Genomic DNA, 20,383 nt, shown 5'->3' on the forward strand with positions numbered 1-20,383 from the left:
AGGCGACATTAGCTCAGCTGGTAGAGCGCGACCTTGCCAAGGTCGAGGTCACGAGTTCGAACCTCGTATGTCGCTCCAAGTTTTGCCCACATCAAGCATGATTGATGTTACGGACGCGGGATGGAGCAGTCTGGTAGCTCGTCGGGCTCATAACCCGAAGGTCGGTGGTTCGAATCCGCCTCCCGCAACCAATTTTAGGTTGACGAAAAGCATTTAACAGTTGGTTAAAGTCAATACGACCTCCGGTCGGTGCCGTTGCACGGCGCGTTAAATCAGCCTCCCGCAACCAATTTTCTAAGCGCTTTTAGGCGCTTGATTGAACAAGCGACATTAGCTCAGCTGGTAGAGCGCGACCTTGCCAAGGTCGAGGTCACGAGTTCGAACCTCGTATGTCGCTCCAATCTTCTCATCGTTTTTCTCATCTATTTTGTTAGCGTTATCCAATATCACGTGTTTCCGAAGGCACAGGGTATGTCCGAGTGTCGTTCGTTGCGTCTAATAACATGGTTTCTAATGTCACTGTTTCATCGATCTGGGTGAAGTGGGCGAGGCCGACCGAATAGACAAACGGATAACGTTCTGACGATAAACGCCGGCAGAGCCTTAGGTAAAATCGATCTAATTGGGCTTCGACGGCGTCAACGTCTTGTTGAATCAATAATACGGCGAATTCACAGCCTTCTAAACGTCCTATCCAGCCTGTATCATCAAAGACATCCCTTAAACAGGCGGCAAATGCTCTCAGGACGCCATCACCCGCATGCTTGCCATAGTGCCGATTTATGCCTTGTAGCTGACGGACGTCAAAGTGCAGCAAAGTATGTTGATCTTCGATCACCATCTCATCGGTCAAATAGCTGGTTACTTCTCGGTAAAAGCCACGGCGATTAAATACGCTTGTCAAAGGGTCGATCACATTTTGTTGAGTCATGACCAGCTCATGTTCCACGATTCGCGCGAGATCTGACAGCGCGCGCTCACAGGCGTCAGTGAGCTGACGAGGCTTGTGGTCGATGACACAGAGGGTACCAAGCAAGTGCTCGCTATCAAGACTAAAAGGGAATCCAGCATAAAAACGGATGTTAGGAGGGCCGGTTACCAATGGGTTATCATCAAATCGACGATCATTAAGCGTGTCCTCAATGATAAATGGTTCGAGTTGATGAATAGCATGCCCACAAATGGACTCACTGCGCCCAGTCTGATTAACGGCTAACCCACGTTTGGCTTTAAACCATTGGCGATCTTCATCAACCAGGCTAATCGCAACCACCGGGCAATCAGATACGTAGGCAGCGACACGCACAATTCGCTCAAATCGATCTTCACGGCCCGTATCTAATATCCCTAGATCGTACAAGGCGTGAAGACGCTTATCTTCGTGGCGAGTCGGCTGCGCTGGTTTCATGCTCTGTTCTCCCTGTTTATTTTAATAGTGTAGTTAACTAAACTTCCGCCCTGCAATGTGCGGATTCATCTGGATTTGTAAAAAAATGATTTGTAAAAACCGGGGTGTAAAAAACCCTATTTGTAAAAAACTTGTTTCAATGATATTTTCCTGCGGTTATTCATTCCACTGGGTGAGGCTGTTGCGCGTTTAAAACTGATCGCGTACCCCATAGCCCATCTATACTCTTTAAGTCATGTTGTTTTAGAAGGTTTGCTTATGGCGTTTTTAGCGAGCTACGATACCCAATATCCGCTATCCCATCCCCACGCAGCGTCGGCCGTGTTGATGGTGCCCCCGCTTCATTTTAAGTTTAATGCACAAACCAGTGAGGATAATGGTTTTCAACACGCTCCCTCATTGCCCGACGAGGAAGTAAAAACGCGCGCCATGGCAGAGTTTAATAACATGGTGATGATTTTGCGTCGCCATGGTATTGATGTGGTGGTGATGGAATACCCTGACTCGGATCCGGCGACACCGGATGCCGTCTTCCCGAATAACTGGTTTAGCACCTTGCCCAGTGGTGAGCTTTATCTTTACCCTATGGCATGCCCAAACCGTCAGTTGGAGGTAAAGCCAGAGCGTTTAATGGCAGCATTGGATCGTGCCGGCTATGACGTTAATCATGTGCATAAGGTCAAATGTCACGATAAAGAAGAGGCGTTTCTCGAAAGCACAGGCGCAATGGTTATCGATCACCTTAACCAGCGTGTTTATGCGGCACTTTCACACCGTTGTGACAGTATTTTATTGACCGAATGGGCAGCAAAGGTGGGCATGCGACAAGTCGTGAGCTTCAACACCGAGATGAGCGATGGCAATCCGGTTTATCATACTAATGTGATGATGGCTGTGGGCGAAGCGTTTGCCGTGGTTTGTGATGAGGTAATAGAGGCCGGGCAGCGGGATTTGGTCTGCAATACACTGAGCGAAGACAAAACGCTCGTTTCGATCAGTGAATCACAAATGAATCAGCTTTGTGGCAATATCTTGCAATTGCGAAATCGACATGGCGAATCGGTGATTGTGATGTCGTTGTCTGCTTACAGTGCTTTTACAGAAGCGCAAAAGCGTACATTACGCCAGTTTGGGAAACTGGTTCCTATCGATGTCACAACAATAGAGACAATTGGCGGCGGTAGCGTACGTTGTATGATGGGGGAGATATTTCTGCCGCGTCAGCATACTAGCTAGCGTTCGATCAAGTCTGGCGTCATAGGCAAACGGCGACCGCGGGTCGCCGTTTTTGATCGGACGTCCTTTAAGAATGCGTTCGCGTTTTTGCTTTCAAGGGCATTTTGTCAAACGACACACCTTTCCATCCGGTTACCATAAAATTACGAATATTTTTATGATCAGTCCCAGAGGGATGGCTCAACACGTCCTCGCGGTAGTACCCTCCGAAACACGCGAGCGTTTGCGCTTCCGTTAACTCATGCAGCTGGCAAAACGCGAGCACTTTGCAAGAGCCTGTATTTTGTCCAGCTTTATTGGCGAGATTACCGTTAGTAAATCGCGTGGGCGCGTAGTCGTAATGTGCATCTATCACCGCCATCGTCTCATCAAACATTACCATATCGGGTGTTTGTGTGACTTTGGCGAGAAAGCTGTCTAAGGTCATGTCGGTTCCTGAGTTAGTAACATGCGAGCTCTCAATGGAGAGTATATGCACGTTGTACCAACTTGTTCACCGAATGTGAAGCCGCGTCATGTCAGTAATGGATGAATATCCATCACTTAAACAAAAAATAGTGTTGCAGTACTTTACATTGCACTAGGGCATCATTAGTATACAAAACTATTCGGAGGGATGGCTGAGCGGTTGAAAGCACCGGTCTTGAAAACCGGCAAGGGTTAATAGCCCTTCCAGGGTTCAAATCCCTGTCCCTCCGCCAAATCTAAAAAAGCCGCTGAAAAATCAGCGGCTTTTTTGTATCTATTTTAACCCTCTCTTTCCGAAGTCTGTTCACACTCGCCCGAGTAAGTGATGTAAAGTTCATCATAAATAAGCGCAAAACACCGCTCGAAAATCACAACGTCTGCAAATTTGGGCGATGGCGTGCTAGAATCCGTTACATACGCAAATATATGAATATTGGCGTTTTATTTTTTGCATTGTGAACACGGAATTGCCATGCCTGAATTTACACGCGCACCGTTGCCTTTACCGCCTGACTTTGATCGCGACCACGACCAGCTATTACTCCACTCATGTTGTGCCCCTTGTTCGGGAGAAGTGATGGAAGCGATACAAGCAAGCGGGATCCGCTACAGTATCTTTTTCTATAATCCCAACATTCATCCGGCTAAAGAATACGAAATCCGTAAGCAGGAGAATATTCGCTTTGCAGAAGATCATGACGTGCCGTTTATCGATATGGATTACGATACCGATAACTGGTACGCCAGAGCTAAGGGGATGGAGTTTGAACCTGAGCGCGGCATCCGATGCACCATGTGCTTTGACATGCGGTTTGAGCGCACAGCGCTATATGCCGCCGAACATGGTTTCCGGTTTATCAGTAGTTCACTGGGTATCTCGCGCTGGAAGAACATGCAGCAAATTAATGATTGTGGCCATCGCTCAGCCGCCCCATATCCAGATGTAAGCTACTGGGATTACAACTGGCGCAAGCAAGGTGGTAGTCAGCGAATGATAGAAATCAGCAAGCGCGAGCGTTTTTACCAGCAGGAATACTGCGGGTGTATTTATTCGCTGCGGGATACGAATAAACACCGCCTAGCGCAAGGACGCGAGCGAATTAAGCTCGGCGTGCAATACTACGGCGACGATTAAAACTAAGCACCAGATTTAAACCGAAAGGCGCCTCTCAGGTGCTTTTCCGTGCGGTTAACCACCATCTGGAGTTATCGCATCTTAAATGCTTGATTGATACTAATATGGCATTCTATATCAGCATGTTAGTAGGAAAGCCGGCTAATAAGGTAGCCAGTATGACGTTGAGAGGGCGATATTCGTCGCCAACGGGTATTTCGCGTATAATACCGTTCACATCGACAACATCAGGGGCATCATGAAACATCGTAACTTTGTCTTGATTGGCATGGCTATTGTTGCTGTGGCTATCACCATTTTTATCTCGCGTCAGCAGCCCAAAGCTCCCCTTGTTCCTGATTTCCAATCTTTTGCCGCGGGGGCAGAGCGCAAGCAGGCGTTTTTTGATTACTTCACGCCCGTTGTCAATATGATTAATAGCCAAATACGGGCCGATCGTACCGCATTGTTGGCATGGCATGCGCGTAAAAATGCGTTAAGTAGCCGAGAAACAAAACGCGTCCAAGCGCTGGCGAATCAGTACGAGTTAGCAGACTTTGATGTTAGCCAGGAAGCGAATTGGATGGCGCTGATCCAACGAGTGGATATCATTCCGCCGTCGTTGGTGTTAGCGCAGGCAGCCAATGAGAGTGCGTGGGGCACCTCACGGTTTGCACGTGAAGGCAATAACTACTTTGGCCAGTGGTGTTTCAGCAAAGGCTGTGGTCTGGTGCCTAAGCAGCGAACGGAAGGCAAAACCCATGAAGTGGCTGCGTTTGAAGGGCCACAAGCCTCGGTAGAAAGCTATATCAACAACCTTAATACCCATGCCGCATATCAAGGACTACGCGAGATCCGCGCCCGTCTGCGAGAGCAAAACAAAACGCTTTCAGGCGCGGTGCTCGCCAATGGATTAGGGCGCTACTCTGAGCGTGGGCAGGCCTATGTGGAAGAGTTGCAAGCGATGATCCGTCATAACCAACTTGATAGGCTCGACCCGCCAGCATCGTCATCGACTAACTAACGCAAGGAAAGCCAATGATTACCCGTTTGCCTCGGTGGGTTGAATCCGGGGCGTTCGTGTTGGCACTGATCGCCGGCACCATCAATGCGATCGGCTTGTTGGGCTTTGAACACCAAGCCGTCTCCCACGTGTCAGGCACCGCGACGCAATTTGGCTCGGGGCTGTTTGCGGGCCAGTGGATGCACGTTGTTCAGCTGGGTGGCTTATTGTTGGCCTTTTTCCTTGGTGCTGCGGTGTCCGGCTGCTTGTTGCATGGTAGCACGCTAAAGCTGGGCCGCCATTATGACTCGGCACTCTTTGTTGAAGCCGGGTTAATTGTGGTGGCGTTTTATTTTTTATCCCGCGGCCTTGCCATTGGTCAACTGGCGGCATCGGCGGCTTGTGGCCTGCAAAATGCGATGGCGACCACCTATAGTGGTGCGATTGTACGCTCAACCCATTTAACCGGTATTATCACCGATTTAGGCTTAATGTTGGGCGGCAAGCTGCGCGGTAACCGCGTTGATAAGCGTAAACTGATGCTGTTTTTACTGATTGCGTCGGGGTTTATTGTCGGCGGCGTGGTAGGGGCGGCGTTATTTGCGCATTTCCACTTTACGGCCTTGTTGTTTCCGGCGGGATTATGCTTCGTGGTGGCACTGTGTTATCGCGCCACCATGACTCGACAACGTTTGAGGTCGGGCAACAATAGCCAATAAATACACAATGTATTAACAATGCGCGTTTTCGAGCATGGCGCCTTTGTCTTCTCTGTCTTCTTTGTCTTCTTTTTCACGACCATGCTATTCCTAGGTGTTTTCCTCAAATGGCGGATAAACGTGGCCTGGTTTCTTGTAGTGCTCATTTGCCGTGTCACCATTCGCGCGCTATCCGCCACTGAAAAGTTTGTCCTAAATCAAACAAGCCGCAGTTTCCTTTTCGCTTTCGCGCATAGTGTGATGTTGTCGCCGTCATTGTTGCACGGGAAATGCCACACTCTGGTTACGATAAAGTAACAAGGAGGCCCCATGCCAACTCGCCATTATATTGAAACGGATGTGGTCATCATTGGTGGCGGTGCGACCGGCACTGGCATCATGCGCGATTGTGCGCTTCGCGGCATCTCGTGCATTTTGCTCGAACGTGACGATATTGCGGCAGGCACTTCGGGTCGCAACCATGGATTGTTGCACTCTGGGGCTCGTTACGCGGTCACGGATACCGAATCGGCACGCGAATGCATCCAAGAAAACACCATTCTTAAATCTGTGGCGCGTCATTGCGTGGAAGATACCAAGGGGCTGTTTATTACCTTGCCGGAAGACGATCTGGCCTACCAAGATACCTTTATCGCCAGTTGTGATAAAGCCGGTATTCCGACACGAAAACTCACACCGCATGAGGCGCTCGCTCTAGAGCCCAATGCTAACCCGGCCATGATAGGCGCCGTGCAAGTGCCCGATGGCACGGTTGACCCCTTTCGTTTGTGTGCGGCAAATGTGTTAGATGGTAAAGAGCATGGCGGCAAGGTATTTAATCATACCCAAGTCACTGGATTAATTCGCCAAGGCGCGACGGTACAAGGGGTTCATTGTATCCACACTCTTACGGGTGAGCGCTTTTCGATTATGGCCCAGCAAGTGATCAATGCGGCAGGGATTTGGGGCCAGACTATCTGTGAGTATGCCGATCTCAACATCAAAATGTTTCCTGCCAAGGGCTCATTGCTGATCCTCGATTACCGCATTAATAATCGAGTGATCAACCGCTGTCGCAAACCGGCCGACGCCGACATCTTGGTGCCCGGTGACACCATTTCCTTAATCGGTACCACCTCTGAGCATATTGAGTACGACCAAATTGATAAGTTGGCGGTGACGCCACAAGAAGTGGATGTGCTGATGCGCGAGGGCGCCAAGCTGGCTCCCATCATGGCCAATACGCGGGTGTTACGGGCTTATGCAGGCGTACGCCCATTGGTCTCGGTGGACGATGATGGTAGTGGTCGTAATATCAGCCGCGGCATCGTGTTGCTTGACCACCAAGCGCGCGATGGCCTTGACGGTTTGATCACCATTACCGGTGGCAAACTCATGACCTATCGACTGATGGCCGAGCAAGCCACAGATTTGGTGGCTGAAAAACTGGGTAACCGCAATGCCTGTCAAACCGCGACACGGCCGCTACCAGGCTCTGAGCCCTCCAAAGGGATCAGCAAAGCCAGTGCAAGCTTGGTCAAACCCGTCTATCAATCCGCCTATTATCGCCATGGCGAACGCGTCAGCCATTTTTTGGATGAAAGTGACGACAGCCAAGCGGTGATTTGCGAATGCGAAATGGTGACCAAAGGCGAAGTGAATTATGCCATTCAATCGTTGGATGCAAAAAACATCACTGATTTACGCCGTCGCACCCGTCTTGGAATGGGGCCGTGTCAGGGCGAGTTATGCAGTTATCGCGCCGCCAGCTTATTCAGTGAGTGCGGAGGAGTAGATGGGCAAGCGAGTGCCGGGCTGCTGGTGGACTTTCTTGAAGAGCGCTGGAATGGCGTCAAGCCTATCTTCTGGGGGGACGCTTTACGCGAAGCCGAATTTAGCTACTGGATTTATCAAGGATTATTTGGCGCCGGTGATGTGCCTAAGTCGTCGAGCGAGGAGTCAAAAACGGAAATGAATGAGCAAGTGTCCACTCAAGCTGTCGATCAGGAGGTCTCACAATGATTCACTATGATATTGCGGTGATTGGCGGTGGCATTGCTGGGTATACGGCAGCGATACGTGCATTGGAAGCCGGCAAAAAAACGGTAATGATCAGTGCGGGACAAAGTGCACTGCATTTTTCCTCGGGTTCAATTGATGTACTGGGCCATTTTCCTAATGGTGAGCCGGTTACCCAACCGTTTGAGGCGATTCCCAAATTGGTGCGCCAGCATCCTGAGCACCCTTATGCCAAGGTTAGCCTTGATGAGATCACCGATTCGTTAACCTGGTTCCAACAGCAACTCAGTGCGCAAAAAGTGTGTTTGTATCATCAAGAAGACAACGCCAATCATGGCCGGATCACGCCGCTGGGCACCGTGCGTCCGACGTGGTTATCGCAAGGGCACGTGTATCAACATCGTGGCCCGCGCCGTTTTTCGGGTCTCTGTTTTGCCGCCATTGACGGCTATCGCGATGCGCAACCGACGTTAGCCAAAGACACTATTACCGCGCAGCGTGATTTTGCCTCCTGCCCGAGTCGCACCATCACGCTTTCGATTCCTGGTGCGGAGCGTTTGCGCCGTAACCGCAATGAATTGCGCTCGGTTGATCTGTCACGCTTACTGGCCGAGCCTAACGCCTTTGACAGCCTGTGCGAGCAGTTAATCGCGCAATCTGGACCGGATGAGCTCGTGATTTTGCCTGCTATCATTGCCAACGTCGCGGGCGAGCAGGGTATGGATGCACTTAAACAGCGCACCGACCGTTGCTTCCATGAAGTGCCCACCATGCCGCCTTCGTTACTCGGGATTCGAATAGAAGAGGCGCTGCAGCGCGCGTTTGCCAGTGCAGGTGGCATGTTGCTGCGCGGTGATCAAGTCACCAGCGGCGAGTTTGACGACAGCGGCCGCCTCACCGCATTACATACCCGTCAGTTAGAGGATATTCCGTTAACCGCAGAGGCAGTGATCTTGGCGACGGGAAGCTATTTTAGCCGCGGCTTGAATGCGGATCGCACCCAAGTTAGCGAGCCAACACTGGGGTTAGATATGGTACAAAGCCCTGACCGCAGCGAATGGCGCAATGACGACTTTTTCAGCCAGCAAAGTCATCCTTTTATGGCCTTCGGTATTAACACGGATAACCAACTGCGGCCTACCGCGCGCGGAAAACGTTGTCAAAACTTGTTTGTATGTGGGGCAGTACTCAGTGGTTACGATCCCGTATTTGAAGGTTGCGGCGGAGGCGTTGCGGTTGCAACAGGCTACGCCGCGGCACAACGAGCACTTGCCGTGATGGCAAACGCTAAGGAGGCCATATGTTAACTGAATGGCTTAAACAGAGAGAATATCGCGACCATGCACCGCAGCCCACCAGTTTTGACCAGTGTATCAAGTGTACCGTCTGCACTGTGTACTGCCCAGTGTCGAAAGTGAATCCGGCGTATCCGGGCCCCAAAGAGTGTGGGCCGGACGGCGAGCGTCTGCGGATCAAAAATCCAGAGTATTATGACGACCTACTCAAACTATGCACCAACTGCAAACGCTGCGAAACCGCCTGTCCCTCTGGGGTAAAAATTGGTGATATCATTGCCGTCGCTCGGGGGAAACATGGCGAGAAAAACATCAATCCTAAGTTGATGCGTGATTACGTGCTCAGCCACACTGATTTATTTGGTACCTTGGCGAACCCGGTGGCACCGATTGTGAATGCGATGACGGATCTAAAACCGGTAAAAGCGGTGATGCATGCCACCATTGGGGTAGATAAACATAAATCCTTGCCTAAGTATTCTTTTGGTACCTTCCGCCGCTGGATGAAAAGCCAAACGGCGGCACAAGCTGAATACCCCAAACAAGTCAGCTATTTTCACGGTTGTTATGTGAATTTTAACAATCCGCAGCTCGGCAAAGACTTGGTCACAGTAATGAATGCGATGGGCTATGGCGTTCAGCTATTAGAGAAACACAAATGCTGTGGTGTCCCCTTAATTGCTAACGGTTTTTATGATAAAGCAAGACGCAATGCCACCGCCAATACCGCGATGATTGCCGATTCTGTTGCCGACGAGCGCCCAGTGATCGCGACGTCATCATCGTGTGCGCTGACACTCAAAGAAGAGTATCCGCATGTATTGGGCGTCGACAATCAGCATGTGGCAGGACAAATTAGCTTCGTGACCCGTTTTTTACTCAAAGCGGCAATGAATGGCGAGATGCCCAAGCTAAAACCCATCAATAAACGGGTGGTGTATCACACTCCTTGTCACTTGGAGCGCAGTGGCAATGCGATGTTCACCATTGAGCTATTGCGGATGATCCCCGGGTTAGACGTGGTTGTGCTCGATAGCGAGTGTTGTGGTTTGGCAGGCACCTATGGCTTTAAAACCGAGAACTATCAAACCTCGATTGCCATCGGTAGTGGTTTGTTTGCTCAGATTAAAGCTGCAGAAGCTGACTTTGCTATCACCGATTGTGAAACCTGCAAATGGCAAATTGAAGAGAACACACCGTTGGAAGCCTTGCATCCGGTCAGTGTGCTGGCGATGGCCGTGGATGGTACGAACCCATAAAAGCGACGACGACCTCGAATAAGACGACCTCGAATAAAAAGCGCCACCGTATTAGGTGGCGCTTTCGTTGGTCGATGAAACCGGTCTAGCGATTCGCTTGTGATGGCGTCGAGGCGGTGGGCTTGCCAACCGGCTCTGCCAGTAAAGACTTCATCACACTGATGGTCATTAAGATCACCAATACACTGATGGGTAATGCAGTCACCATGTTGGCCGTTTGTAAGGCTCTTAAGCCGCCTGCGACCAAAAGCACCGCGGCGACGGCGCCGATCATAGTGCCCCAGAAAACACGGAAGCGTTTCGGCGGATCATCATTGCCCATCGACAGAATGGTGGTGAGCACCAAGGTGCTGGAATCGGACGAGGTAATAAACCAGCTAAACAGCAAAAAGATCATCATGGCGTTCAGTATCCAACCCCAGATACCGCCGCCGGTAATGCCATCGGCTGTGGCGAACAATGCCGCAGGCAAGTCCCAGCCATTCACCAAATCAATGATTCCCGCTGTACCGACACCCGTCTCAGCAACAAGCTCTTGATGCAACGCATTGCCGCCAAAAATGGCCAACCAGGCAAAAATCATCAGCGTTGGCGCGCAAAGCACACAAACCACAAACTCACGCAGGGTACGTCCGCGAGAAATGCGGGCAATAAATAAGCCAATAAAGGGCGCCCAGCCAATCCACCAACCCCAGTAGAAAATGGTCCAGGCATTTTGCCATGCGGCTGGGCCTGGCGTTTCAGGAAACCACAGTCCCATTGGGATAAAACCGACCAAATAGTCACTGAGTGAAGCACCAAAGACGTGGATCAACCAGGTGGTTGGACCGCCAAATAAGAAGTAAGCGATTACCAATGCCGAGACGATAATGTTCCACTCGGAAATAATGCGGATCCCTTTGCCGACGCCAGACAGAGACGACATGATTGAGGCCACGGAAATCAAAACGATCAGGATAACCTGAGTCATCACACCCGGGTCGATGCCAAATAAGCGATCGAGCCCCACCGCGATCTGACTGACACCTAACCCGAGCGAGGTAGCGACACCGAATACGCAGCCCAGGACACCTAAAATATCGGTGATATGGCCAATGGGGCCGTAGATCCGATCGCCAATCAGCGGATAAATGGTGGATCGCAGCGCGAGCGGCAGTTTTTTACGGAACGAGAAATACGCCAGCGCGAGGCCAACAATGACGTACACGGCCCAGCCATGAAAGCCCCAGTGAAAGTAGGTAACACGCAGGGCAGCGGCCGCGCGATCAAATCCCATGGTGGTTGCGCCTGCCATATCAGCATATGGGTTGTTGGGGTAGCCGAACGCACCACTTGTATCAAAGTAGAGCGTGGGTTCGGCTACCCCAAAAAACAATATGCCAACACCGACACCGGCGGAAAATAACATCGATAGCCACGAAAAAGTACTAAATTCGGGGCGATCGTCGTCGTCACCCAAACGAACATTACCAAAACGGGTGACTGCAATAATGAAGCTGGCGGCCAATAAGAGAACAAGCACCAGCATGTAATACCAACCGAACGTAGACTCTACCCATCCGCGAGCAGCAGCAAAAACACTGGCCGCTAGGTGAGTGTTAAATCCGGTAAAAAAAACGAAGACGAAAACCAGAAGGGTAGCGGCGATCATCATATTTTTATGAACGCCCTTAAACGGCCCCGTTTGGGTGACGCAATCGGCAAACGGATGCTGCAATGTACTGGCATTGCTCGCATCCGACGTACTTCGTGTTGACATGAGTAACTCCTTTTTAAACAACAAAACGCGCAACAATTTACGCAAGGTGCGTTTTCTTTGCAAAAAAAAGAGGCCTTTATCACGGTAGTGAAGTGCAAAGTGATGAGAAAAGCAGCAAACCGGCACGAGCTATCAGCCATCATGGCAGTGATACCGTATAAACGAGCTGGACTGGTTTATGAGTAGGAGCAAAACAATGCCACAACCTGATGTTCGTGCATCGTCAGCGGATCGCACCATGCTGAATTTAGGTTATCTTGGCCTTTTACCGTTCGCGGGGGCCCTCGGGGTCGGTTGGACTGGGCTGACAGTTTTTGGCTTAGCTGGCGAACAATTGTTTATTACCTACAGTGCCGTGATTTTAAGCTTTTTATCCGGCGTGTTGTGGGGGAACGGCCTGGATAACACACCTCCTGCATTGAGTCGGTATGCGTTGGTACTCAGTAATGTGTTCGCCTTGCTTGCATGGGGTGCATTGGTCAAAGGGGCGACACCTCTATCACTGACCGTAAGCGTGCTTACGGCAGGTTACTTTTTAGTGTGGCTTACCGAACGGTGGATTCGATATCGCCAACAAAAAAACGATCAGCCAGCGGGGTACCAAACGATGCGCGATCGGCTCACTCTGAGTGTTATGGCCCTTCATGCGTTGCTGCTCCTTGCAAATTAATACGTTTAAGCTGGTTCGTTTTCAGCTGGTTTGTTTTTACATAGTTGGCTGAACCTATTACAACTATTGGCCGTATCCGTTACCCTTGGCGCAGAAAAACAATTAATTTAGTGATGGTATTTAAGGGTAATGGGGAATCTATGACAATCATTCAGTATTTGCGGACGGTGTTTATTGCGCTCGGGATTGCAGTCGCCCTGAGTGGCGCCTATTTGTTCAGTGAAATTAGCTCAGTTAAAACCCAGTTCAATGACGTTGTCGAGCGCAATGTGCGTTTGCTCAGCACGGTGTCAGATTTACGCTATTACACGGTAACCTACCGCCGTTTTGCGCTCGATTATGGCCTAACCGATGATAAACAAGCGCATCGCGACATCCTGGTGAAAATTAAGCGCAATGACGAATCGGTACGTGGCGCGCTGACGGATATGAAAACGCTGACGGTTCGAGATAGCAACAGCGATGAAGTCACCACCATTGAGACACGTTTGAATGGCTATCGCAAGATGCAAAATGATTATATTCGTCTAATCGATAATGGGCGAATAGACGACGCTCGACGCAAAATGCTTGGGCCAATGTTAGCGCCTTTTGATCAAATAGTGGATAACCTAGCGTCGTTACAAGCTGATCTAGAAGCACAGGCCAATACCATCAAAGCACAAGAGTCTAAGAAAATCAAACAGCTGATTATCATAGGGATAGCGGTAATTGTCGCGCTGATCGTGTTGATGGTTATCGTTGCACTTTTACTCCAAAACCGTATCCGCGGACCATTGTCCTTACTGGTTACGCAAATGCAGCGGGTAGAAAGTGGCGATCTGACGCAACGGCTCGATCTTGCTCAGTTTAACCGTGATGAATTAGGACTGGCCGCCAATACATTCGATCAGATGCAAAGTAGTATCACCCACTTAATTGGTTTGCTGATAAAAGGCACACAGCGGCTACAAACGGTCAGTAACGAGCTTTCGACTCAGGTGACGGATACGGTCAACAGTGTTGAGCAACAGCGTAGTGAGCTATCACAGCTCGCCAGTGCTATGACACAAATGGAGTCAACATTTGGGGAAGTGGCGAGTAATACGGTCGCGGCGGCCGAGCACACTGATAAATCGCGCGAGTATGCCCAGCAAGGTCGAGAAACCTTTGAACAGTCTTACCAGCAAAGCGTAGCCGCGAAAGATCAAGTTAACGAAGCGTCGCAAGTGATTGAGGCGTTAACCGCAGACAGTGAAAATATCGGCAAGGTCTCAGAGGTGATCAGTACCATTGCCGAGCAAACGAATTTACTTGCCCTTAATGCGGCGATTGAAGCGGCGCGCGCCGGTGAGGCAGGTCGCGGTTTTGCTGTGGTCGCTGATGAAGTGCGCGGTTTGGCAACCAAGACGCAGTCATCAACCGATGAGATTAATCAAATCATCGAAGGGCTGCAAACCAAAGCGCGTCAGGCGTATCAGGTGATGAGTGACAGCCAAACATTAACCCAAAAAGGATTGGATGATGCCAAACGCGCGGCAGAGGCGATTGAGACCATCAATGCGTCAACGCAGCAGGTGTCAGAAATGACAGGGGCGATTGCGACGGCGACCGAAGAACAAACCACTGCCGCTGCTGATTTAAACCAAAACGTCGCAGCAATTCACCGTGCGGCGGAATCTTTGGCTGAAACGGCAGAGCAAACGCGCCAAGCGTACGAGCGGTTAGAAAAAGAAAACGCGAGTATGAGTGAGCAGGCTCAAGCGTTTAGACTATAAACCGAAAAGCCAAGGCTCATTGTGAGAGCCGTGTTAACAACAAAAAATGCGCCTAAGTGGCGCATTTTTTATCGAAATAAATACAGAGAGAGAAAGTAATTCACATTTTGGTTAATAGCACGCAAAACGGCAGCAAGTCCGGCGTCGCTGTTTTCGGTCACATCCCAGGGAATAAATTTTCCGTAGCTTGGCAATGGCAGGCCCGATTGTACTGATGCGGGATTCAGTGCAACTAAATAATCGACATAGTCGAGTGTCAGCGCATCCAATGGCGCCGGCGCCAGATCGTAAGTCGATATTTGAAACTGGATCAGCGCTTGTGCGGCCTTATCGGTGCTCATGGTTTGCGTTGTGTGATAACAGTGCACATCAAAAAAACTGTTCGCTTTGCTTTTCATCATTGCGGCTGCCATTAACGACGCGCCGTATTTTCCATCACACAAAAAGAGTACCAATGGCTTGGCATCAGTGTTCAACCGTGTGTCCTCATTGTGGTAAGCATCTGTCATTGCCTTCTTTATCCAAATTGTTCGCAGCTAACATCTCAATTGTGATGTTATCTCGCTGCTATGCTATCGATGTTTCATCTATCCTAGCCACTTCCGCGCGCAGCGCTAGCGCACCTTGAGCAACTTTTGAGTGTGCTACCAATGCCTCTGGCTGTCATCAAACCTTCATCATTGCATAAAGGAACTGTCACTTTGTGCGCTTAATGTGTCTCCCCGTTAACCGAGTTCTTCGTTATGTGTAGATAAATTGATTTACACAGCACTAACTTAAATAATCGACTTGGAGGTTGATGTGAAACTTAAAGCTCTCTTTGCAGCGACGACAGTATCAATGGCCGTGCTGGCCTCAGGTAGCGCAACGGCTGCAAGCCGTGACTACATTAGCATCGTTGGCTCTTCTACTGTTTACCCTTTTGCTACTGTCGTTGCTGAGCGCTTCGGTCGCACGTCGCAATATTCAGTACCAAAAATCGAATCGACTGGCTCAGGCGGTGGACTTAAGTTGTTCTGTGCGGGCGTCGGTGAAAACACCCCAGATGTGACTAACGCATCACGTAAAATCAAAAGCTCGGAAATTGAACGCTGTAAGTCAAATGGCGTCGACGAGATTGTCGAAATCAAAGTCGGTTATGACGGTATTGCTATCGCAAACTCGAAAGTATCGCAACAGTATGATCTCACGCTAAAAGATATCTACACCGCACTCGCTAAAACCGTCCCAGACGCTAACGGCAACTTTATCGACAACCCCAATGACACGTGGAAAGACGTGAATCCATCACTGCCTAACACCAAAATCGAGGTGCTAGGTCCACCACCAACATCAGGGACACGTGATGCGTTTGTTGAGCTAGCCATGGAAGCGGGCTGCTCCGAGTATCCCGAAGTCGCAGCACTTGAAGACAGTAACGAAGACAAATTCAAAGCGATTTGTCACGGCATGCGCGAAGACGGTGCTTTCATCGAAGCCGGTGAAAACGATAACTTGATTGTGCAAAAGCTTGAAGCAAACCCAGATGCGCTTGGCATCTTCGGTTACAGCTTCCTTGAGCAAAACGCAGACAAAGTACAAGGCTCTAAAATCTCGGGTGTTCTGCCAACATTTGATGCCATTGGTACCGGCGAGTATCCCGTATCACGTTCACTGTATTTCTACGTTAAAAAAGCGCATGAGAACGTGATTCCTGGCCTGACCGATTATGTGAAAGCGTTCACCTCAGAAGAAGCAATGGGCAGCATGGGATATCTCGCTGACCGTGGCCTTATTCCACTGGGTGAAAACGAGTGGCAACAAGTACGCAGTGCTGCCGTCGATTTAAAACCAAACTTGTAAGCGCATTGTGAATACGAAAGGGTGGTACGTGTCACGTACCCCCTTTATTCGTGTTCAGGAGGAACAATGACAACACCCATGCTGATGACCGTGATTGCTATTATTGCAATTTCCGGCTTTTTTATTGCTCGAACGCGTTCTATTAAGCTTGCCAACATGGCTGGTGGCTTGAGCAAACTGCATTCTCGACCTAACTATTACGGCTCATATGTCGCCATTTTGGCGGCGATTCCGGCACTGGTTCTTTTATTGTTGTGGCAAGCGGTAGAACCGAACTTGATCCACAGTTTGGTGATGGCACAAATTTCCGATACGTACGTCACGCAGTTCGGCAATGCGGATTTGTTATACAGTCAAATCGGTAATATTGCTCGTGGCATCACCCAAACTGACGATGCTGTCTTGTTGGCTGCGGCGGACCATTATCAAACCCTGAACCATTTAGGGACCACATTACGATTCACCGCAATGACTGCACTTGCGTTGGCGGGATTAGCCTTTGGCTGGCGCTCGCTACGACTGCGTTTACGTGCCCGCAATCGGGTCGAAAACGTGATGCAGGGCTTTTTATTGTTCTGCTCAACCCTCGCAATCTTAACCACATTCGGCATTGTGCTCTCGGTGTTGTTTGAAGCGATGCGATTTTTCCAAATGATCCCCGTGACCGAGTTCATCTTTGGCACCGAATGGTCGCCACAGATTGCACTGCGTGCAGATCAACAAGCCTCAAGTGGTTCTTTTGGTGCGATCCCGCTATTTACCGGCACTTTGATGATTTCATTCATCGCCATGTGTATCGCGGCACCGGTTGGGTTAATGAGTGCCATTTATTTGGCTGAATACGCGTCGCCCCGTGTTCGTGGCATTGTTAAGCCTATTTTAGAGATCCTTGCGGGGATCCCGACAGTGGTTTACGGCTTTTTCGCAGCGTTAGTTGCGGCGCCATTTATTCGTGATGTTGCTCATGCGATCGGCTTTACCAGTGCATCGTCAGAAAGTGCACTCGCAGCTGGTGCGGTGATGGGCATTATGATCATTCCGTTTGTCTCCTCGCTGTCCGATGATGTGATATCCGCCGTGCCTCAGTCACTGCGTGATGGTTCATTAGGGCTAGGCGCTACCCCCTCTGAAACCGTGCGTCAGGTTGTGATTCCTGCCGCGTTACCAGGCATTGTCGGTGGTTTATTGCTGGCGGTATCACGCGCAATTGGTGAAACCATGATCGTGGTGATGGCGGCGGGATTATCGTCTAACTTAACGGCGAACCCCTTGGAATCGGTGACTACGGTCACGGTTCAAATCGTGACATTGTTGGTCGGTGACCAAGAGTTCGATAGCCCTAAAACGCTGGCTGCATTTGCTTTGGGTCTCACGCTGTTTGTTGTGACGCTAGCGCTCAACTTCGTGGCGCTACGCATCGTGAAAAAATATCGAGAACAATATGACTGATAAAATCGAAAAAATTGCGCAAGAGAAGCGTGCTAGGGTAAAAGCAGGCCTTGCGAAACGTCGCGGAAAAGAAAAGCGTTTCCGCTGGTATGGTATGACATCGATTTTTCTCGCTTTCAGCTTTTTGGTATTGCTGATTGGGTCGATTGTCTCCCAAGGGTATACGGCGTTTTACACCACCGAAATCCGTTTAACGGTTGATCTCAGTGAGCAAAGCTTGGGCATTGAGGGAAAACCACTGAACGATGAAACATTGGAATACCTCAGTTATCGTTCAGTATTGGCGAAGGCTATATTTAATGCGATGCCAGAGGTGACCTCGCGGGGCGATAAACGTGATCTATTTCGCTTTATCTCTACGGGCGCGGAATATGATTTGCGTGACCGTGTTGCCGCAAACCCCGATCTGGTCGGACAAAAGATTGAGATTTGGGCATTGGCGGGTGATAACGTCAACCAATTCAACAAAGGCAACATCGACGGCAAACTCCCAGAGTCAAATCGTCAGTTTAAAGACAAGCACATAAACTGGTTTAACCAACTGGAAGATGATAATCGCGTGCGCACCGTGTTTAACACGCGCTTCTTCACCAATGGTGATAGCCGTGATGCTGAGTTAGCGGGCATTTGGGGCGCGACTGTTGGGTCTTTCTACACCTTGTTGGTAACACTGGCGTTGAGTTTCCCGATTGGTGTAGCAGCCGCGATTTACTTGGAAGAGTTTGCGCCACGTAATCGCATTACCGAAATTATTGAAATTAACATTAACAACTTAGCAGCCGTGCCCTCGATTGTGTTTGGCTTGCTGGGTCTGGCTGTTTTCTTGAACTTTGCTGATCTGCCACGCTCGGCGCCAGTCGTTGGTGGCTTAGTGCTCACGCTCATGACATTACCGACGATTATTATATCGAGTCGTTCGGCGATTAAAGCGGTTCCGCCCTCGGTACGTGATGCGGCTTTGGGTGTGGGTGCATCTAAGATGCAAATGGTACTTCACCACGTCTTGCCATTGGCGATGCCAGGCATGTTAACCGGTACCATTATCGGGATGGCACAAGCACTCGGAGAAACGGCACCGCTACTGATGATCGGGATGATCGCGTTTATCGTTGATGTGCCATCCGGTCCGCTTGATGCGGCCACAGCGTTACCCGTGCAAATCTATTTATGGGCAGAGAATCCTGAAAAGGGCTTTGTCGAAAACACCTCAGGCGCAATCATGGTACTGCTGGCATTCTTAGCCTTTATGAATGCCTGTGCGGTGATTATGCGTAAGCGTCTCGAGCGACGCTGGTAAGTCGGGAGAGAGAATCATGACGACGACAACAATGAACAACCTAACCATGACTGAAGATGTAGTGGAAGCCGCACCACAAAGCACACAAGCACCGAGTGAAACCTGTGGTATTCCGTTTGTTGATATGCCACGCATGACAGCACGAAATGTGTTCGTTAATTATGACAACGGATCTAAGCCGGCGATTAAAAATGTGAGCCTTGATATCGGCGAGAAAGAAGTGCTTGCGATGATTGGGCCATCAGGCTGTGGTAAATCGACGTTCTTGCGTTGCTTAAATCGTATGAATGATACGATCCCGGGCTGTGAGGTGACGGGGGACATCATTTTGGGAGACACTGACATTTACCACCGCGAGAGTGAAATTGTCGAATTGCGCTCACAAGTCGGCATGGTGTTCCAACGTCCTAACCCGTTTCCTAAATCCGTGTATGACAACGTTGCTTATGGCCCGCGTATTCACGGCTTAGTCGACAGTAAAACTGACTTGGATGAGCTGGTGGAGCAATCGCTGACACGCGCCGGTTTGTGGAATGAGGTCAAAGATCGTCTGGATCAGCCGGCAACCGGCTTGTCTGGTGGTCAGCAACAGCGACTTTGTATTGCACGTACTATTGCGGTCGCACCGGAAGTTATTTTGATGGATGAGCCGTGTTCAGCCCTCGATCCGATTGCCACTGGGGTGATTGAAGAGCTGATCTCGGATTTGAAGAAGAACTTCAGCATTGTGATTGTGACGCATTCCATGCAGCAAGCAGCTCGTGTGTCTGATCGCACCGCTTATTTCCATCTTGGTAGCTTGGTCGAAGTTAACACAACACAAAAAGTGTTTAATGATCCTGAGCATAAGCTGACGTCTGACTATATCAATGGTCGTTTTGGTTAAATAAGCAACGGGGTGGCAGAGGGGAAACCTATTCAAATAGGTGTTTGCTGATAATTTCAGCACTTAAGCGCGAGAAAGTAAAAACACACTTTACATCGCACTGAGTAGCCTCTACTATACGCCCCGTTCCGGAGAGATGGCTGAGTGGTTGAAAGCACCGGTCTTGAAAACCGGCAAGGGTTAATAGCCCTTCTAGGGTTCAAATCCCTATCTCTCCGCCACA

17 protein-coding genes and 5 tRNA genes are annotated in these 20,383 nt (G+C 49.9%); 18 read left to right on the forward strand and 4 right to left on the reverse strand.

All coding sequences use genetic code 11. The annotated features are described in order from the left end of the window. The first annotated feature begins 2 nt into the window (after positions 1–2). The 3 genes from BZJ21_RS13185 to BZJ21_RS13195 all read left to right on the forward strand — a co-directional run bounded on the left by BZJ21_RS13185 (position 3) and on the right by BZJ21_RS13195 (position 400). A tRNA-Gly gene (locus BZJ21_RS13185) sits at positions 3–78 on the forward strand. 36 nt (positions 79–114) lie between these two features. Next, positions 115–191, forward strand: a tRNA-Met gene (locus BZJ21_RS13190). Between the two features lie 133 nt (positions 192–324). After that, positions 325–400 (forward strand) — tRNA-Gly (locus BZJ21_RS13195). Positions 401–436: 36 nt separating this feature from the next. On the opposite strand, the gene BZJ21_RS13200 is transcribed toward BZJ21_RS13195, so the two are convergent. Next, positions 437–1,408 (reverse strand): sensor domain-containing diguanylate cyclase, encoded by a 972-nt coding sequence (locus BZJ21_RS13200; protein WP_077461232.1) that lies wholly within the window; start codon positions 1,406–1,408, stop codon positions 437–439. 258 nt (positions 1,409–1,666) lie between these two features. On the opposite strand from BZJ21_RS13200, the gene BZJ21_RS13205 reads away from it, so the two are divergent. Further along, positions 1,667–2,644 (forward strand): arginine deiminase-related protein, encoded by a 978-nt coding sequence (locus tag BZJ21_RS13205; RefSeq protein ID WP_077461233.1) that lies wholly within the window; start codon positions 1,667–1,669, stop codon positions 2,642–2,644. 67 nt (positions 2,645–2,711) lie between these two features. On the opposite strand, the gene BZJ21_RS13210 is transcribed toward BZJ21_RS13205, so the two are convergent. Further along, a complete protein-coding gene (locus BZJ21_RS13210; protein WP_077461234.1) occupies positions 2,712–3,071 on the reverse strand; it encodes a HopJ type III effector protein in 360 nt (119 codons plus the stop codon). 183 nt (positions 3,072–3,254) lie between these two features. Here BZJ21_RS13210 and BZJ21_RS13215 point away from each other — a divergent pair. From BZJ21_RS13215 to glpC, 7 genes are all read left to right on the forward strand, one after another. Beyond that, positions 3,255–3,345: transfer RNA gene (locus BZJ21_RS13215), tRNA-Ser, on the forward strand. 239 nt (positions 3,346–3,584) lie between these two features. After that, a complete protein-coding gene (locus BZJ21_RS13220; RefSeq protein WP_077670011.1) occupies positions 3,585–4,247 on the forward strand; it encodes an epoxyqueuosine reductase QueH in 663 nt (220 codons plus the stop codon). 238 nt (positions 4,248–4,485) lie between these two features. Next, the gene (locus BZJ21_RS13225; RefSeq protein ID WP_077670012.1) at positions 4,486–5,250 is read left to right on the forward strand and encodes a glucosaminidase domain-containing protein; all 765 of its coding nucleotides are present in this window, start codon (positions 4,486–4,488) and stop codon (positions 5,248–5,250) included. 14 nt (positions 5,251–5,264) lie between these two features. Then, positions 5,265–5,948, forward strand: coding sequence for a YoaK family protein (locus BZJ21_RS13230; protein ID WP_077670013.1), 684 nt, complete (start codon positions 5,265–5,267; stop codon positions 5,946–5,948). Positions 5,949–6,257: 309 nt separating this feature from the next. Next, entirely contained in the window at positions 6,258–7,949 is a 1,692-nt protein-coding gene (gene glpA / locus BZJ21_RS13240) for an anaerobic glycerol-3-phosphate dehydrogenase subunit A (protein WP_077670015.1), read from the forward strand. Further along, positions 7,946–9,253 (forward strand): glycerol-3-phosphate dehydrogenase subunit GlpB, encoded by a 1,308-nt coding sequence (glpB, locus tag BZJ21_RS13245; RefSeq protein WP_077660228.1) that lies wholly within the window; start codon positions 7,946–7,948, stop codon positions 9,251–9,253. Before glpA ends, glpB begins: the two co-directional genes overlap by 4 nt. Further along, entirely contained in the window at positions 9,247–10,500 is a 1,254-nt protein-coding gene (glpC, locus tag BZJ21_RS13250) for an anaerobic glycerol-3-phosphate dehydrogenase subunit GlpC (protein ID WP_077670016.1), read from the forward strand. The genes glpB and glpC overlap by 7 nt, the downstream gene beginning before the upstream one ends. A gap of 85 nt (positions 10,501–10,585) precedes the next feature. Here glpC and BZJ21_RS13255 read toward each other — a convergent pair whose 3' ends face one another. Further along, positions 10,586–12,259, reverse strand: coding sequence for a BCCT family transporter (locus BZJ21_RS13255; RefSeq protein ID WP_077670017.1), 1,674 nt, complete (start codon positions 12,257–12,259; stop codon positions 10,586–10,588). Positions 12,260–12,455: 196 nt separating this feature from the next. Between BZJ21_RS13255 and BZJ21_RS13260 the strand changes: the two genes are divergently transcribed. Beyond that, a complete protein-coding gene (locus BZJ21_RS13260; RefSeq protein WP_236719567.1) occupies positions 12,456–12,929 on the forward strand; it encodes a DUF3429 domain-containing protein in 474 nt (157 codons plus the stop codon). Positions 12,930–13,069: 140 nt separating this feature from the next. Further along, positions 13,070–14,686: a methyl-accepting chemotaxis protein gene (locus tag BZJ21_RS13265; protein ID WP_158075534.1), complete on the forward strand. Its 1,617-nt coding sequence runs from the start codon at positions 13,070–13,072 to the stop codon at positions 14,684–14,686. 68 nt (positions 14,687–14,754) lie between these two features. On the opposite strand, the gene BZJ21_RS13270 is transcribed toward BZJ21_RS13265, so the two are convergent. Continuing rightward, complete coding sequence (locus BZJ21_RS13270; RefSeq protein WP_077670019.1) at positions 14,755–15,195, reverse strand: hypothetical protein; 441 nt, start codon at positions 15,193–15,195, stop codon at positions 14,755–14,757. A gap of 292 nt (positions 15,196–15,487) precedes the next feature. On the opposite strand from BZJ21_RS13270, the gene BZJ21_RS13275 reads away from it, so the two are divergent. The 5 genes from BZJ21_RS13275 (at position 15,488) to BZJ21_RS13295 (ending at position 20,381) form a co-directional block, all read left to right on the forward strand. Beyond that, positions 15,488–16,528 (forward strand): substrate-binding domain-containing protein, encoded by a 1,041-nt coding sequence (locus tag BZJ21_RS13275; protein ID WP_077670020.1) that lies wholly within the window; start codon positions 15,488–15,490, stop codon positions 16,526–16,528. Positions 16,529–16,594: 66 nt separating this feature from the next. Further along, the gene (gene pstC / locus BZJ21_RS13280; protein ID WP_021023114.1) at positions 16,595–17,977 is read left to right on the forward strand and encodes a phosphate ABC transporter permease subunit PstC; all 1,383 of its coding nucleotides are present in this window, start codon (positions 16,595–16,597) and stop codon (positions 17,975–17,977) included. Beyond that, entirely contained in the window at positions 17,970–19,274 is a 1,305-nt protein-coding gene (gene pstA, locus BZJ21_RS13285) for a phosphate ABC transporter permease PstA (RefSeq protein WP_077670021.1), read from the forward strand. The genes pstC and pstA overlap by 8 nt, the downstream gene beginning before the upstream one ends. Before the next feature lie 133 nt (positions 19,275–19,407). Further along, the gene (gene pstB / locus BZJ21_RS13290) at positions 19,408–20,160 is read left to right on the forward strand and encodes a phosphate ABC transporter ATP-binding protein PstB (RefSeq protein WP_443216191.1); all 753 of its coding nucleotides are present in this window, start codon (positions 19,408–19,410) and stop codon (positions 20,158–20,160) included. Positions 20,161–20,290: 130 nt separating this feature from the next. Then, positions 20,291–20,381 (forward strand) — tRNA-Ser (locus tag BZJ21_RS13295). Positions 20,382–20,383 lie beyond the last annotated feature (2 nt).

It is taken from the genome of Salinivibrio costicola subsp. alcaliphilus (assembly GCF_001996185.1).
GTDB classification, from domain to species: domain Bacteria; phylum Pseudomonadota; class Gammaproteobacteria; order Enterobacterales; family Vibrionaceae; genus Salinivibrio; species Salinivibrio costicola.